Source organism: Phocaeicola sp. ICN-14070, from assembly GCF_037892625.1.
Taxonomy (GTDB): Bacteria; Bacteroidota; Bacteroidia; order Bacteroidales; family Bacteroidaceae; genus Phocaeicola; species Phocaeicola plebeius.
On record NZ_JBBKBF010000137.1, the window covers coordinates 1 to 2,495 of the forward strand.

1 protein-coding gene is annotated in these 2,495 nt (G+C 42.0%); it reads left to right on the forward strand.

Annotated elements, in window-relative coordinates; all coding sequences use genetic code 11:
• Positions 1–573 precede the first annotated feature (573 nt).
• Positions 574–2,382, forward strand: coding sequence for a reverse transcriptase/maturase family protein (locus WKT20_RS17880; protein WP_217417587.1), 1,809 nt, complete (start codon positions 574–576; stop codon positions 2,380–2,382).
• The last annotated feature ends 113 nt before the right edge of the window (positions 2,383–2,495 follow it).

The following is a 2,495-nucleotide window of genomic DNA, read 5'->3' on the forward strand; positions in this document are numbered from 1 at the left end:
GTGCGCCCAGAATGGTCGCTTAATAAATACTTCTTTAGCAAGAAGTTAGGATTGGGTTCGATATAGTCCTATCGTCAATCAGTTTATCCAAAAGGGAAACCCGATGGAGAGTGTAGCATACTGATTAAAGCTCCAAGTCCACTAATAGTCAGGTGGCGACTGAGGGGCAAGACGAAAAGACATACATAAGGATGAAGCCTTGATTGGTTGAATGATAGTTCAGTGGTACCAAATCTTGCAACAACGGAAGACTATTATACATACGTTGTTTCATAGTACTCTGCCTATTTTGTGCGTTAGTGCAGAGCATAAAGAACCGACTATGACACAGCCGCAATAAGCGGACAAGAACGAAAGTCGCATCCGACAGTATGTCGTGCTAACAGTTATTAAGAGAACTAACTGGGGATTACCTAAGTCGGAACGCTGGAACAAACAGCTATAAAGAAAGCTTTTGAATATCCGATATGGTAACGGAACTTCCGTAGTAGTCTGAGCAAGGGAAAGCCTTGTACATGGCGAAGGGAAGTAGTCTGTAACTTTAATACAAACAACGGAAAACGTGAGAGACGTATGAGAAATCCAGAGCAAGTATTAAACATTTTAGCTGGACACAGCAACGAGCCCGAGTATAAATACGAAAGGCTTTACCGTATTCTATTCAATGAACAGATGTTCTTTGTCGCCTACCAACGTATGTATGCAAAGCCGGGCAACATGACACCCGGCACAGATGGCAAAACTGAGGATGAAATGAGCATTGATAGGATAAACAAACTCATAGAGAGTATAAAGGATGAGACTTATAGTCCCAATCCTGCAAAGAGAACTTACATTCCGAAAAAGAATGGGAAGATGCGTCCGCTAGGAATACCGTCTTTTGAAGACAAATTGGTTCAAGAGGTAGTAAGAATGGTGCTTGAAGCCATATATGAGGGACACTTTGAGTGGACATCGCACGGTTTCAGACCAAACCGAAGCTGCCACACAGCACTGAAAAGTCTACAAAACAATTTCAACGGTGCAAAATGGTTCATTGAGGGAGATATAAAAGGCTTCTTTGACAACATAGACCATAATGTGCTGATAGAAATAATGAAAGGCAGAATAGCAGACGACAGATTTCTTCGTCTGATACGGAAATTCCTCAATGCAGGGTACATGGAAGAGTGGCAATTCAACAAGACTTATTCAGGGACACCGCAAGGTGGTATCATAAGCCCTATTTTGGCAAACATATACCTAGACAAGTTCGATAAGTACATGGATGAATATGCCAACAAATTCAATAAAGGGACAGCAAGAAGCCGCAACAAGGATATTTGCAAACTCAACAGCAGAGTACACTACCTAAAACGTAGGATAAATGAAGTAGAGGATGTAAACGTAAGAACAAGGATGGTAGAAGAACTGCACGAAAAGCAGAAGCTGATACTTACAATGCCAAGTGGCAATGATATGGATGTAAACTTTCGCAGGTTGAAATACGTGCGCTATGCCGATGATTTCCTTATCGGAGTTATCGGAACGAAAAACGAATGTGAGAAAATCAAAGCTGACATCACTAAGTTTATGCAGGAAAAGTTAAGGCTGGAGATGTCACAGGAAAAGACTTTGATTACAAATGCACAAGACAGCGCAAAATTTTTGGGTTACGAAATATATGTCCGTAAAGACTATGCCACAAAGAGAAACAGTAACGGAACAGTGCGCAGATACTTCAACGGGAATGTGATACTACACGTTTCAAGAGAAGTAATCAAGAACAAGCTGCTCAGCCTTGAAGCCATGAAAGTTGTCACCAAACACGGCAAGGAGACATGGGTGTCAAAAGGCAGGACTTATATGATTGACAATGAAGCGCACGAGATTGTATCTCAGTTTAATACCGAAATACGAGGGTTCTACAACTATTACTCAATAGCAAACAATGCATCGGCTTTGGGACGCTCTTTCGGTTGTATTATGAAGTTTTCCATGTACAAAACTCTTGCTCAAAAGCTGAATATGTCAGTGAGAAAAGTCATTGAAAGATACCGCAAGGACAATCTCTTTGCAGTGCCTTTTGTAAACAAGGGAGGAGAAACCAAGTACAGGGTATTCTATAATGAGGGATATGCCCGCAAAACGGATTGTGAAACAGCCCCAAGTGACAATCTGCCGTACATGTTCAAAACGCCATCGTTGAGTCTGATAGAAAGGCTTACAACAAAAACGTGCGAACTATGTGGCAAGCACGGAGAAGTGGTAATGCACCATGTCCGCACACTCAAAGAGTTAAAAGGTAAAAATGACTGGGAACGCAAAATGCTCTATATGCACAGAAAGACTTTGGTCGTATGTGCGGAGTGTAACGCAAAAATCCAGAGATGTGTCAAGTAAGATGATGTTACAGATGGAGAGCCGTATACATGGAGACGTGTAAGTACGGTTCGGGGGCAGGTAAGCGAAAACCTACCGCTGTAAAGCGGAAAGGCGTTGTTTGCCGAGCCTAC